Below are 12,644 nucleotides of genomic sequence, written 5' to 3' on the forward strand. Positions count from 1 at the left end.
CCGCCGTCGGCGGGTCATCGAGCATCCGGGCGGGGGGAGATTGTAGGATCGCCTGCCCGACGACCCTACAACCCCCTGATCCGCGATTGCCACCGGCGGATCATTTCTTCTGCAGCCGCTTCCGCGCCCTGCATGTTGGCACTCTGGTAGACATCGACTTCCACGCCGCCAGCCGCGAGCTTGTCGACGGCTTCGGCGACGACGGTATTGAGGATGAAGACCCCGGCAATGGTCGAGGTCGGTCCCATGCGTCGCTCGTGGCCGACGACGAGGGCGGCATCGCCATACTCGCCGCCGTTGTCGAGCACGAGGTCGGTCACCTGATAGAGGAGCTTGCCCGAGCCGTGCCGGGAGGTGATGGCGGCGGCGTGGCGCATCGAGGTGAGCGCGATCGTCGTGGCGCCGCGCGCCCTGCAGGCGAGAGCCATCTCGATGGGGTAGGCGTTGCGGCCGGAATTGGAGGCGATGAAGACGACGTCGCCGGGCCCGACGGGGTAGTCGGCCAGGACGCGCTCGGCGCGGCCTTCCTCCCGTTCGAGCAGGGTGGAGCGTTCGGCTCCCAGGTGCAGCATGAGGTCGGGATCGAGGATGGCCTGGGCAGCGGCGATACCGCCGGCGCGGTAGAAGACTTCTTCGGCGATCAGGTGCGAATGTCCGGAGCCGGCCACGTAGATGAGCCGGTCGGCGGCGAGCGCGGCGGCGACGGCGTCGCGGGCAGCGTCGAGCGAGGCGACCTGCTCTGTCAGCACGCGGTCGATGATGCCGACAACCTGGTTGCGGTAGCGCTGGCGGGGGGTGTCGATCATGACGTTAGCCCCTGATTTCGCCGACATACTTGTAACGGTCCCCGCGGTACCAGGTCATTGCATCCTCGACGACCGTGCCGGTCTGGCCATAGCCGAGCTGCGCGACCTCGAGCACGGCGGCGCCCGGGCGGATGCCCAGGTGGGCGGCGAGCGCTTCGTCTGCCTCGGTGGCAGAAAGGCTCTGCAGCACGCGGTGGGGGCGGGCGTTGCGCGCATCCATCCGCTCGTAGAGGGAGCCCGAGCCGTCGTAATCGGCGCCGACGGCCTCGACCGGAACCACGGCGCGCTCCAGCGCGATTGCCTCGCCGCCGGCGAGGCGCAGGCGAACGAGCGTGAGGATGGGCGAGCCAAGCGGCAGGCCCGTGCGGAAAGCGGCATCGGCGCCGATCCGGCCGATGGAGCACTCGAGCACCCGGGACGTCGGTTCGAGCCCGCGCAGGCGCATGTCTTCGGTGAAGCCGGAGAGGCGCGAAAGGGCCTTGGGGATACGACCGACAACCACAGTGCCGGCGCCCGGCCGCGTGGCGACGATGCCCTGTTGTGCGAGCTCCTTCAGCCCCTGCCGGAGAGTGGAACGCGACACGTTCAGTTCATCGGCCATCTCGCGCTCAGAAGGGAGCGATTCGCCGGGCGCAATGGCGCCCGAGTCGAGCACGGCGGTCAGCGCATGGCGTAGCCGCTCGCCCAGAGGGCCGTGCTGTGCCGCCATCCTTTCGAGTACCGCTGCGTAGAAGTCCAAGAGTCCTCCGGACACTGGTTGGGTGCCTGATCTTTTGGCAACTGGTATGATTTTGGATTGGTGTTTGCAAGCCTGTTGCGCGGAATGTCGCTGTTATTATCGGTGCTAGACAAACTGGTTTAAACCAATAACATACCAGTTTGGCAGGGGAGATAGCTGCCGAGGGATTTGGGGCGAAAACAGGGTGTTACCTAGGATGGCCAAGAGATTCACGCTGGCGACAGCCACCGCATTGCTGCTGCTGACCACGGCGGCGATCGCGCAGACCGAGGTGCGGTTCACGCACTCCATTACCGGCGGCGCGAGCCGCGAGGCGCTCGATGCGATCATTGCCGATTTCGAGGCGGCCAACCCCGACATCAAGATCAAGGAAATCGTCTTCGACGACGATCAGTATTCCAACCAGGGCCTGATCACGCAGCTCAAGAGCAACGAGGTCCCGGACATCTTCTTCGAATGGGCCGGCTATCCGGTGCAGCGCGATGTCGAGGCGGGTTATGCCTATGACCTCAGCGAAGCCATGGCCACCGACGGCTGGAAGGAAAGCTTCTCCGACGCGGTGTGGACTGATGGCGCCGGGACCATGGTCGACGGCAAGCCGTACCTCGTGCCGCTGTCGCTCGATCTGACCAACACCATCTGGTACAACAAGAAGATCTTCGCCGAGCACAACCTGACGCCGCCCAGGACCTGGGACGAGTTCGTCGCGCTCAACAAGACGCTGGCCGAGGCTGGCGAGACGCCGATCGTCGAGGGCAACAACGAATTCTGGCCGCTGGGCAACTGGGCCGGCCACATCGCCGCCATGGTGGTTCCGCCCGACGCCTATGTCGCCGCCTTCAAGCAGGAAGCGCCGTTCAATACGCCGGAGTTCGAGAAGGCGCTGAACCTGCTCGTCGGCCTGCACGAGGTCGGTGCGTTCAACAAGGACATGCAGGCGCTGGGCGCCGATCCGGCGATGGCGACGTTCTTCCAGGAAGGTGCCGTGATGCACCCGATCGGATCGTGGCTGGTGTCGGAGACGGGCAACCTCGCCGACGAAGGCTTCGAATACAGCCAGTTCAACACGCCGCCGATCGATCCGGCTCACCCGCTGGCCAACAGCGTCATCGGCACGATCACCGGGCTCGTCGTCCACAAGAACGCGCAGCATCCGGCTGAGGCGATCAAGTTCCTCAAGTTCCTCACCTCCGAAGCCAGCCAGGTCAAGTGGGCCGAGAGCGGGCAGATGAGCCCGGTGCAAGGCGTGAGCGACAAGGCCAAGCTCGACGAGCAGACGCAGGCGATGCTGGCGCTGATGAGCGGCGCTTCGGGCATCGTGCCGCCGCCGGACAACAAGTACCCGGTGCCGGTCGCCGAGGCCTTCTACCAGGCCGCCGCGTTTGCGGCGTCGGGCGAAAAGAGCGCCAAGGACGCGCTGGTCTGGCTCGACGAGACGCTTGCCGCGATGGGCAAGCAGTAAGCCGGCGCCGTATTTTGCAAGACCGTTCGGCCCCAATCAGCACCGGCGCCGCGAACATGTTGTTCGCGGCGCCAGCGATGCTCCTGTTCGCGACCTTCGTGCTGCTGCCGCTGGGCGCGTCGGTCTATTATGCTTTCACGTTCTGGGACGGGTTCAGCGCGCCGCGGTGGGCCGGGTTCGCCAACTTCGCCCGGGCGCTGACCGATCCGACGTTCCTCATGTCGTTCGTCCACGTCGTCTTCTACATCGCCGCGACGCTCATCTTCGAGGTGACGTTCGGGCTGGTGATGGCGGTGCTGCTGAACTCGGACCGGCGTGGCTTTTCGCTGATGCGCGGGATGTTCTTCGCGCCGGTGGTGCTCTCGATGTCGGCGGCGGGCGTGTTGTGGAAGTTCGTGCTCGACTACCGCACCGGGCTGCTCAACTCGACGCTGAGGTCGGTGGGGCTGGGTGACTGGGCGCAGCCGTGGCTGGCGCAGCCGGAGACGGCGCTGCTCTTCATCTGCATCGTCTCGGGCTGGAAATATGCCGGTTTCTACATGGTGATCTTCTTTGCGGCGCTCAGGCGCATTCCGCGCAACCTCTACGAGGCGGCGCGGCTCGATGGGGCCAATGGCGTGCAGCAGTTCACCGCGATCACGCTGCCGATGCTGAAACAGAACGTCATCGTCTGCATCCTCCTCGCGGTGACCGGCGGCTTTGCCGGGTTCGACCTGTTCTTCACCATGACTAACGGGCAGCCGTTCGGGGCGACGGAAGTCCCGGCGACCTGGATCATCAAGCAGGCCTTCGACCAGAACCAGATCGGCTATGGCGTGGCGCTCACGGTGGTGCTGACGGTGGTCGTGTCGCTGATCTCGATCGCGTACCTCAAGATTTCGGAGCGCGGCAATGTCACGCGCTACTGAACGGCGACGCAACGCAGCCGAGTGGCTGCAGTTCGGCACCGCCGGCGTCATCGTGCTGGTGATGTTCTATCCGGCGATCTGGATGGTCTATTCGTCGTTCAAGTCGAACCGCGAGATCTTCCGGGCGCCGTTCGCCCTGCCGTCGCAGTGGCGCTGGGAGAACCTCATCGAAGCCTGGAATGTCGGCGGGCTCGGGACGCTCTACCTCAACTCGGTGTTCGTGACGCTCGTTGCCGTCAGCATGTGCGTGCTGTTCGCGACGGCGGCGGCGTTCGCGTTCACGCGGCTCGAGTTTCCGGGGCGGAAGCTCATGTACCGGATCCTGCTGATCGGGTTGCTGCTGCCGCCGCCTTCGGTCGCGATCGCGCTGTTCACGCAGTTGCGCGACATGCACCTGCTCAACACGCCGTGGGCGCTGATCCTGCCCGGGGCGGCGTGGCAGCTGGCGTTCACCGTGTTCCTGATGCGGGCCTATTTCATCTCGATCCGACCCGACATGGAGGAAGCGGCGCGGCTCGATGGCGCCAACACCTGGGAGATCTTCTGGCACGTGTCGGTGCCGATGGTCTGGCCGGCCATGCTGACGATGGTGGTGCTCAACACGATCAGCGTCTGGAACGAGCTGCTGTTCGCGCTGCTGTTCATCACCGACGACGCGCAGCGCACCCTGCCGGTCGGGCTGGTGCGATTCTCGGGTTACCACAGCACCGACTATTCGCTGGTGTTCGCGGCGCTGACCATCACCACGGTGCCGATCCTCATCCTCTACTTCATCCTGCAACGGCATGTGATCGCCGGGCTGACCGCAACAGCGATGGACTGACCCATGGGAACTGTTCACGACTTTCCGAATGTCACGGCATCGCCGCCCGGCCTTTCCGGCTGGTCGCTCGAGGTGCTGCTGGATCAACCCGAGCGGCGAGGCAGCGGGGCCGTCAAGGCGACGCCGGCGTTTCTTTCGGGCGTGATCGAGGGCTTCTACGGCCGCGCCTGGACGCATCCGCAGCGGGTCGAGATGCTCGACTGGATCGCCAATGCCGGGATGAACAGCTTCGTCTACGGACCCAAGGACGACATCAAGATCCGAGCGCGCTGGCGCGAACTCTACAACGCGGCGGAAGCCGCAGCACTCCGGGAGCTGGTCGAGGCGGCACGTGCGCGCAAGCTCAACTTCATGGTGGCGATCGCCCCATGTCTCGATGTCGTCTATTCGGACGCAAGCGACCTCGAGGCGCTGAAGCGCAGGCTCGACCAGCTCCTGGACCTCGGCATCACGCATTTCGCACTGCTGTTCGACGACATCCCGCCGACCATGATGCCGAGCGACGAGAGGGCCTTCCCGTCGTTCGCGGCGGCGCAGAGCTATTTCGCCAACGAGGCGTTCCGGCATGTGCGGGCGCGGGCGCCACAGGCGACGGTGCTGTTCTGCCCGACCGAGTATTGCGGGGCGTTCGCAGGGCACGACGTGCCGGGCTCGAAGTATCTCAATACCATCGGCGCCGAGCTCGATCCCGAGATCGGGGTGTTCTGGACGGGGCCGGATATCGTCTCGAAGACGATCAGCGCCGAGAGCCTGCGCGAGGTCGGCCGGGTGCTGAGGCGCAAGCCCGTGATCTGGGAGAACTTCCACGCCAACGACTACGACATCCGCCGCATCTATGCGGGCCCGCTCGGCGGGCGGCATGCCGACATCCTGCCGCTGATCGGCGGGATCATCACCAACCCCAACAACGAGTTCGAGGCGAACTTCGTGCCGGTGCAATCGACCGGGGCGTTCGCGTCCGGCTCGCATGACGAGGCGGCGGTATTCGCGGTGGCGCTGAAGGCCTGGCAGCCGCGGTTCCGGCTGGCCTTCACCGGGCAGACCGAGACGCTGACTGAGGAGGAAATCCGGCTGCTCTGCGAGCTGTTCTACCAGCCGTTCCGGTGCGGGCCGCAGGTCGAGGGGCTGCTGCAGACGGCGCGCCGGCTGATGAGCGAGTGGCGGCCGGACGTGCGCAGCGAGAGCTGGCAGCAGGGACACGACGCGCTGGTGGGGCTGCGCGACCGCGTTCGCGAGCTGTTCAACCGCATGACCGAACTCGAGAACCGCGACCTGTTCTATGCCTTCCACCCCTATCTATGGGAGGCGCGGGAGGAGATGACGCATCTGGTCACCTATCTCGACTGGCTGGCGGGCGATCCGCCTGATCATGCCGAGTTTCCCGATCGCGACCGAATCTATAACTTCTACCGCCTTGGGTTCACCGTCGCCGTGCAGGAGCTGCTGCCGCGCGATGCGCGAGGGCGATATAGGCATGGACGTTGATCTTGGTGACGGCTACCGGCTGAGGAACGCGACTGAAGCGGACCGGCCGGCGCTGGAGATGGTCTGTCTCAAGACGGGCGACTCCGGGAAGGACGCGACGGCGCGGGAAGACGATCCCCGGCTGCTCGGGCTGATCTATGCCGTGCCCTACCAGGTATTCGCGCCCGAGTTCGCCTTCGTCATCGACGGGCCGGACGGGGTCGTCGGCTATGTGCTGGGGGTGAGCGACACCGAGGCCTACGACAAGTGGGCGACGGAGGAGTGGTTCCCCGAGGTGGCGCGGACGCTCGACGATCCTGGGCCGGACAAGGCGAAGTGGCAGGGCAGCGACTGGGCCCGCCGCGCCATCCACTACCCGAGCTTCACGCATCTGGAGGCGCTGCGTCCCTATCCGGCGCACGGGCATATCGACCTGCTGGAGACGGTGCAGGGCAGGGGCTTCGGGCGCAAGGCGCTGGATCACCTGACGGCGGCGATCGCCGCGTCCGGCGCCAAGGGACTGCACCTGGCGGTCAGCCCGACCAATACGGGCGCGCTGGCGTTCTACGAACGGGTCGGGTTCAGGCGGCTGACGGGCGGGGATGTTCCGCGCGGTGCGGTGTACATGGTGAAGGAGCTCTAGGAGCTCCTTCTGCCTATGGCCTGTCCGGCATGATGCGGAAGTCGGCGCCTTCGGGCAGCAGTTGGCCGCCGTCGACGACGATGGTGGTGCCGGTGATGTAGGCCGCTTCGTCCGAGGCGAGGAACAGGAAGGCGTTGGCGACGTCGCGCGAGCTGCCGAGGCGGCCGAGCGGGATGGCGTCCTCCATGCCCTTGATGAACTCGGGCGAGCGATGGAACTGCATGGCCTCGGTCATGATGTTGCCGGGCTCGACGCCGTTGACGGTGATGCCGTAGCCGGAGAACTCGAGGGCGGCGGCGCGGATCAGGCCGTTGATGCCGGCCTTGGTGGCCGAGTAGTGGCCGTGGCCGGGGCTCGTGACGTGCGGCCCGGTGATCGACGAGGTGAAGAGGATGCGGCCCGAGCGCTGGCGCTTCATCGGCTCGAGGGCGGCGCGGGCGGCGATGAAGCTGCCGCGCAGGTTCACGCCCATGACGCGATCCCAGTCGTCGACCGAGGTGTCTTCGAGCAGCTGCCAGGGATAGATGCCGGCGTTCTGGACCATGATGTCGAGCCGGCCGAAACGCTCGACGGCGAGGGCGACGGCGGCTTCGGCGTCGGCGAGCTTCGAGATATCGACATAGGCGAAGGTGGCGCCGAGTTCGGCGGCGGTGGCGGCACCGGCCTCGCGCTCGGTATCGGCGACGATCACGCGGGCGCCTTCCTCGACGAAGCGGAGGGCGGTGGCCTTGCCGATGCCGCGCGCCGCGCCGATGACGATGGCGACCTTGCCTTCAAGACGTCCGGTCATGCGAGTTTCTGCCTCAGTCTGAGTTTCAGGGCATCGAGCAGCACCGCGGCGAGGACGAGCAGGCCATGGATCACCTGGGTGAAATTGGCCTGGACCCCCATCAGGTTGATGGCGGTGTTGATCGAGGAAAGAAGGAGCACGCCGGCATAGACGCCGGGCAGGGCGCCGACGCCGCCCTTGAGGCTCACGCCGCCGATGACGACGGCGGCGAAGGCGTTGAACAGCATGCCGGTGCCGAGGTTGGCGGTGGCGCCGGAGGTGCGGATGGCGAGCAGCCAGCCCGAGAGGCCGGCGATGGCGCCGGCGAGGATGAAGGTGATGACGAGGATGCGGTTCACCTTGATGCCGGCGCGATAGGTGGCGTTCTCGTTGCCACCGATCATGATGAGATGGCGGCCGAACGGGGTCTTGGCCATCACGAACGAGAAAGCCACGAAGCAGAAGATGGCGATCCACGCGGTCAGCGGCAGGCCGAGCAGGCGCTGGATGCCGAACCAGCGGATGGCGGGGGCGAGGTCCTGGGCCGAGCGCCCGCCCGACACGGCGAGCACGATGCCGCGCACCCAGATGTAGCTCGCCAGCGTGACGATGAAGGCGTTCATCCGCAGCTTGACGATGAGGAAGCCGTTGATGGCGCCGACGATGCCGCCGGCCAGCATGCCGAGGAACAGCGAGACCGGGACCATGATCCAGGCGGGCTCGAGCGTGATGCCCATGCCGATGCCGGCCGAGCAGAAGAGAATGCCCACAGTCATGGCGCTGAGCGCGGCGACGGACTCGACCGAGAGGTCCATGTGTCCGGCGATGATGACGAGCGCGAGCCCGATCGACATGACGCCGAGGACGCTCGAGGCCTCGATGATGTTGGCGAATATGCCGAGCTGGAAGTAGTTCGGGATGAACAGCGAGAATGCCGCAAGGATGGCGAGCAGCATGAACCAGACGAGGTTATCGAGGATGAACTCGAGAGTGCGGCGGGTGCGTGGGGTCATGCTCGTGGATGGCTCGGTTGCGATGTCTCAGTCGGTCTCCCTCCCCTTGATGGGGAGGGGTAGCGTAGCTTGGTCGCATCGCGACCTAGCGAAGCTGGGTGGGGTGGGCGGCAGGTCGGATCGAGTGTGAGTCTACCCCCACCCTAGTTCCGCTACGTCGCTACCGCTCCCAGCTCCACTACCCTCCCCACAAGGGGGAGGGAGGGGCGGTGTGCTTGGCGCCCCCTCACCCTGACCCTCTCCCCCAAGGGGAGAGGGGACGATGTGGCACCAGCAGTGGCTACTCGATCGACTTCACCGTGTCGGTCGGCGGCTTGAGGTTGCCCCAGAACTTGGGGTCATCGACGTTGGATTTGTCGATGGCGGCGCCCGGGAGCTTGATGTTGGGGCCCCAGGCTTCGGTGGTGACGGTGCCGTCGAGGCCGATGATGTCGTACTGGCCGGGTGCGATCTCGGCCTTGTTGACGATCTTGTCCATGAAGGCGGCGACGGCGGCGGCCTGGGCGTAGAGCGGCTGCTCGACTTCGACGTTGAGCCAGCCCTTGCGGATCAGGTCGAGGCCGACCGGGGCGCCGTTCGAGCTCATCAGCATGATGTCGCCAGGCTGCTTGCCGGCCGCTTCGAGCGCGGCGACGACCGCGACCGAGAGGTGGGCGGCGTGGCTGAAGATGAGGTCGATGTCGGGATTGGCGACGAGCTGGTCAGCGGCGATGGTGCCGGCGTTGCTGGCTTCCCACTGCATGGCCGGCACGGAGATGATCTTCACGTCCGGGAACGCGGCCATCTTCTCCTCGAAGCCCTTCTGGATGTCGAGCGTGTACGGGTCGCCCGGATCGCCGAGGATCTGCAGGATCTTGCCCTTGGGCGAGCCGTGCTTCGCAGTCAGCAGCTTTTCGGCCTGCTCGGCGGCGATGTAGCCAATCTCGACGGTGCCGGCGACCGAAGTGAAGGCCGAGGGGGTCGAGGTGATCTGGCGGTCAAACTCGACCACCGGGATGCCGGCGGCCATTGCCGCCTCGATCGAGGGCTTGAGGGCGTTGAAGTCGACGGCGGCGAGGACGATCGCAGCGGGCTTGAGCGCGATGACGTCGTTCATCTGGCTCTGCTGCATGTCGGTCTTGTTGTCGGCGTTGAGCGTCTTCACCTCGTAGCCGACCTGCTTGAGGAAGGTCTCGAGGGCCGAGACCGAGCCGGTCTGGAATTCGTCGAGCAGCGTCGGCACGAGGTAGTAGACCGTGCCCTTGGTCTGGGCGAAGGCCGGCGTCAGCATGGCAAAGGCCACCGCCAGAACGCCGAAGACGGATAGGAGTATTCGCTTCATTTCGTTCGCTCCTGTTTGCCGGATTCCCTGTTACTGCCCCTCAGCCTGCCGCTCCGGCAGCGGCGAGGGTTTCCCCGGTGATCATCCTGACCACCGCATCGGGGCTCGTATCCTTTCGGGCAACGTCGCCGGCCACGACGCCCTGGCGGATCACCACGATCCGGTCGGCGACCTGGAAGGCCTGCTGCATGATGTGGGTGATGATGACGACGCCGATGCCCTGGTTGGCGACGGCGCGGATCATGTCGAGGCCGCGGCGCGTCTGTTCGACGCCGAGGGCGGCGAAGGGCTCGTCGAGCAGGACGAGCTTGCCGCCCCAGTGGACGAACCGGTTGAGCTCGATGGCCTGGCGCTGGCCGCCCGAGAGATGCTCGACCTTGGTGCGCAGCGAGGGGATCCTCGTTCCGGCATTGGCGAGCGCCTTGGCCACCACGGCCTCCATGGCCTTCTCGTCGAGGACGGGGATGCCGAGCACCCGGCGCGTCAGTTCGCGGCCCATGAAGAAGTTGGCGACGACGTCGACATTGGTGGCGAGCGAGAGGTCCTGGTAGACGGTCTCGATACCCGCCGCCTTGGCCTCGGCCGGCGATTTGGCGAGGAACTCGCGGCCCTCGAAGAGCATGCGGCCGGAGGTGGGTTCGAGGCCGCCCGAAATGATCTTCACCAGCGTCGACTTGCCGGCGCCGTTGTCGCCGAGGAGCGCCACTACCTCGCCCTTGCCGATGGTAAAGCTGATGCCTTTCAGCGCTTCGATGGCGCCGAAGTTCTTCCGGATATCCTCGAGGACGAGCAGGGGCGCGAAGCTGGTCATGCGGCGATGCCCTTTGTCTGGTCGCGGCCTGGTGCGAAGAGTTGGCCGAAGCGGGGGGAGAGGACGCCGGTGACGGCGAGCGCAGCGGCGCCGCGCAGCACGGTGTGCGGGCCGCCCTTCGAAACGATGAGCCGCGGCACCTTGCGGTCGCTGCGGGCGGAGACGGAGTTGGGCAGATCGGTTGCGGCGCGCACCAGTTCGTCGACGAGGCCGGCATGGGCGAGGCCGCCCAGGATCACCGTTTCCGGATCGAACAGGTTCTCGATGGTGATGAGCGCGGCGTGCAGCAGCGGGCGGATCTCGTTGACCCAGTCGGCCTCGCCGAGCCCGCGGCGGGCGAAGGCATCGAGCGAGATGTAGCGCTCGAGGCAGCCGCGATTACCGCAGGGGCAGAGTTCGCCGCCTGGGACCAAGGGGATATGGCTGATCTCGCTGGCATTGCCCCAGGCGCCGCGCAGCGCCACGCCATCATGCACCATGATGCCGCCGAGCCCGACGCCGATGAACAGGTAGTAGAAATCGGCGAACTCGGCGCCCCGGCCGTAGAGCCGCTCGCCGAGCGCGGCGGCAGCCATGTCGGACTCGATGAAGGCGGGCAGCCCGGTGACTTCGGCAAGCCGCTCACGCAGCTGCACGTTGCCCCAGCCGACCATGGTGGTGGGGCCGACGAAGCTCATCGACGCGACACCGAACGGGCCGGGCAGCGACAGGCCGACGCCGAGCATGCGGGCGCCGTGCCGCATTGCGCGCAGCTCGTCGACCATGGCGCGGATCAGGGTGAAGGCCTCGTCCGGCGTGGCGCGGGTGGCGCTGCGATGCGTGCTGCCGATGACGTCGCCGGCGAGGTTGATCAGTGCCGCATCGATGCCCAGCGGGGTGATGTAGACGCCGATGGCGTAGCCACCCTCGGGATTGATGCGCAGCGTCGTGGGTGGCAGGCCGCGGCCGCGCGGTTCCTCGCGATTGGCGAGGATATAGCCCTGTTCCTCGAGCTCGCGGATGATGGTGGAGACGGTCTGGACAGTGAGCCCGACCTCGGCTGCGATGCGGCCGCGCGTGGTGGGGCCACCCGAGCGGATCGCTTCGAGCACGATGCGCCGGTTGTATGGCCGGCCGAATTCCTGGTTCGTCCCTCTCAGGCCCAAGGCGTCCCTCCCGAGCGGGGGCAGACTGAACCCGCGGATTTATTAAGTCAAATGGAATTCAAAAATGGCCCGCGACTGCGATGCTGGGTTGCAGGCGACAGTGCTTGCGTACGCCTTCGGAACGTGGCGATTAGTCGGTCATGCCGGCAGCAGACCTCTCGATCCTCGTCATCGACGAAAACCGCATCCGCGCCACGATCATCGAGGAGGGGCTGCGCGAGGCGGGGCATACGCGCGTCACCGTGGTGCACGAGATCAACGAGGTGGCGCGCGTGATCGAGCGCGAGGCGCCCGACGTGGTGGTGATCGACCTCGAGAACCCCAATCGCGACCGGCTCGAACATTTCTTCACGCTGAGCCGCGCGCTCAAGAAGCCGATCGCCATGTTCGTCGACCGGTCCGACTCCGCCCAGATCGAGGCGGCAGTCGAGGCGGGGGTTTCCGCCTATGTCGTCGACGGCCTGAAGAAGGAGCGGGTGAAGCCCATCCTCGACATGGCCGTCAGCCGCTTCAATGCCTTCGCCCGGCTCACGCGCGAGCTGGAGCAGGCGCGCAGCGAGCTCGAGGATCGCAAGGTCATCGAGCAGGCCAAGGCGATCCTGATCAGGACGCGCGGGCTGCAGGAGGCCGAGGCCTATGCGCTGCTGCGCAAGACGGCCATGAACCAGGGCCGCCGCATCATCGAAATTGCCCAGAACCTCGTTACGGCCGACAGCCTGCTCGGCCCGAAGGAATAAGCC

Annotated in this window: 13 protein-coding genes; 6 read left to right on the plus strand and 7 right to left on the minus strand. The window is 66.3% G+C overall.

Translation table 11 applies throughout. From position 1 onward, the window contains the following. Positions 1-65 precede the first annotated feature (65 nt). Positions 66-806, minus strand: coding sequence for an SIS domain-containing protein (locus PRN20_RS15990; RefSeq protein WP_273958540.1), 741 nt, complete (start codon positions 804-806; stop codon positions 66-68). 4 nt (positions 807-810) lie between these two features. Continuing rightward, positions 811-1,545: a GntR family transcriptional regulator gene (locus PRN20_RS15995; protein ID WP_273958541.1), complete on the minus strand. Its 735-nt coding sequence runs from the start codon at positions 1,543-1,545 to the stop codon at positions 811-813. Between the two features lie 196 nt (positions 1,546-1,741). Between PRN20_RS15995 and PRN20_RS16000 the strand changes: the two genes are divergently transcribed. From PRN20_RS16000 to PRN20_RS16020, 5 genes are all read left to right on the plus strand, one after another. Then, positions 1,742-3,007, plus strand: coding sequence for an ABC transporter substrate-binding protein (locus PRN20_RS16000; RefSeq protein WP_273958542.1), 1,266 nt, complete (start codon positions 1,742-1,744; stop codon positions 3,005-3,007). Between the two features lie 77 nt (positions 3,008-3,084). Next, on the plus strand, positions 3,085-3,915 hold the full coding sequence (locus PRN20_RS16005) for a carbohydrate ABC transporter permease (protein ID WP_273958543.1): 831 nt from the start codon (positions 3,085-3,087) through the stop codon (positions 3,913-3,915). Beyond that, entirely contained in the window at positions 3,899-4,738 is an 840-nt protein-coding gene (locus PRN20_RS16010; RefSeq protein WP_273958544.1) for a carbohydrate ABC transporter permease, read from the plus strand. The genes PRN20_RS16005 and PRN20_RS16010 overlap by 17 nt, the downstream gene beginning before the upstream one ends. A 3-nt stretch (positions 4,739-4,741) precedes the next feature. Further along, a complete protein-coding gene (locus PRN20_RS16015; RefSeq protein WP_273958545.1) occupies positions 4,742-6,223 on the plus strand; it encodes a beta-N-acetylglucosaminidase domain-containing protein in 1,482 nt (493 codons plus the stop codon). Next, positions 6,213-6,845: a GNAT family N-acetyltransferase gene (locus PRN20_RS16020; protein WP_273958546.1), complete on the plus strand. Its 633-nt coding sequence runs from the start codon at positions 6,213-6,215 to the stop codon at positions 6,843-6,845. Before PRN20_RS16015 ends, PRN20_RS16020 begins: the two co-directional genes overlap by 11 nt. A 13-nt stretch (positions 6,846-6,858) precedes the next feature. On the opposite strand, the gene PRN20_RS16025 is transcribed toward PRN20_RS16020, so the two are convergent. From PRN20_RS16025 to PRN20_RS16045, 5 genes are all read right to left on the minus strand, one after another. Continuing rightward, positions 6,859-7,635 (minus strand): SDR family oxidoreductase, encoded by a 777-nt coding sequence (locus tag PRN20_RS16025; RefSeq protein ID WP_273958547.1) that lies wholly within the window; start codon positions 7,633-7,635, stop codon positions 6,859-6,861. Then, positions 7,632-8,627, minus strand: a complete 996-nt coding sequence (locus PRN20_RS16030; RefSeq protein ID WP_273958548.1) for an ABC transporter permease — start codon at positions 8,625-8,627, stop codon at positions 7,632-7,634. The genes PRN20_RS16025 and PRN20_RS16030 overlap by 4 nt, the downstream gene beginning before the upstream one ends. Positions 8,628-8,907: 280 nt before the next feature. Further along, the gene (locus PRN20_RS16035) at positions 8,908-9,948 is read right to left on the minus strand and encodes a sugar ABC transporter substrate-binding protein (RefSeq protein ID WP_273958549.1); all 1,041 of its coding nucleotides are present in this window, start codon (positions 9,946-9,948) and stop codon (positions 8,908-8,910) included. Between the two features lie 40 nt (positions 9,949-9,988). Continuing rightward, positions 9,989-10,759: an ATP-binding cassette domain-containing protein gene (locus PRN20_RS16040; RefSeq protein ID WP_273958550.1), complete on the minus strand. Its 771-nt coding sequence runs from the start codon at positions 10,757-10,759 to the stop codon at positions 9,989-9,991. Next, on the minus strand, positions 10,756-11,904 hold the full coding sequence (locus tag PRN20_RS16045; protein WP_273958551.1) for an ROK family transcriptional regulator: 1,149 nt from the start codon (positions 11,902-11,904) through the stop codon (positions 10,756-10,758). Before PRN20_RS16045 ends, PRN20_RS16040 begins: the two co-directional genes overlap by 4 nt. 140 nt (positions 11,905-12,044) lie before the next feature. On the opposite strand from PRN20_RS16045, the gene PRN20_RS16050 reads away from it, so the two are divergent. Further along, positions 12,045-12,641 carry an ANTAR domain-containing response regulator gene (locus tag PRN20_RS16050; protein WP_273958552.1) on the plus strand — a complete coding sequence of 199 codons (597 nt, stop codon included), beginning with the start codon at positions 12,045-12,047 and terminating at the stop codon, positions 12,639-12,641. The last annotated feature ends 3 nt before the right edge of the window (positions 12,642-12,644 follow it).

Origin of the sequence: Devosia sp. ZB163, from assembly GCF_028613635.1 — a bacterium.
Taxonomy (GTDB): Bacteria; Pseudomonadota; Alphaproteobacteria; order Rhizobiales; family Devosiaceae; genus Devosia_A.